Genomic DNA, 552 nt, shown 5'->3' with positions numbered 1-552 from the left:
GCGAGGCTAATTGATGACCAATAATTAGAGAGTATAAGGAAGTCCTCTTCTCTAATTATTGTTTTAGAATTTATTATCTTTTCATTCTCGTACCAGAACTACGTTTAACCCTTGTGTTGCCCACAATTATGAGAAAAATCCTGCTGACATCAATATTTGCGTTTATTTTCAACTTTGTTTTCTCTCAAAACTTGCTTGATGATAAATATTATTTTGTAAACGGGACAGAACTTTTTGGAATCAAAATAAGTGGCGACACAATATTTGAATTTAAATGTAATTCCGATTTCAAATGCTCTGATAATTACCGCACAAAATTCAAAATTTTAAATAATAAAGTGGCTGGACAAAAAGAAATTCTTGCAATAGAAAGAATTGACTCAATTCCTTTATCCTCTAATCCGATTCCAGCCGACCGATATAAAATTATCGGATTTGAAAATACACGGTGCAACGACCTTCTATGCATATGCGCATCAATGGTCAATTTAGATACGTCAATACCTATAACATCATCGTAATTTTTCATATTTTTAAATATTGTTCCTCTTT

At 31.5% G+C, this 552-nt stretch carries 1 pseudogene; it reads right to left on the bottom strand.

The features are described from left to right. Positions 1-304: 304 nt before the first annotated feature. Positions 305-552: pseudogene (locus tag CA834_RS14725) on the bottom strand (hypothetical protein); the annotation flags it as partial.

The sequence above is a fragment of the Winogradskyella aurantia genome (genome assembly GCF_002266855.1).
GTDB lineage: Bacteria > Bacteroidota > Bacteroidia > Flavobacteriales > Flavobacteriaceae > Winogradskyella > Winogradskyella aurantia.
Note: the sequence above shows the minus strand (reverse complement) of the source record. Positions and strands in the feature narration are given on the sequence as shown.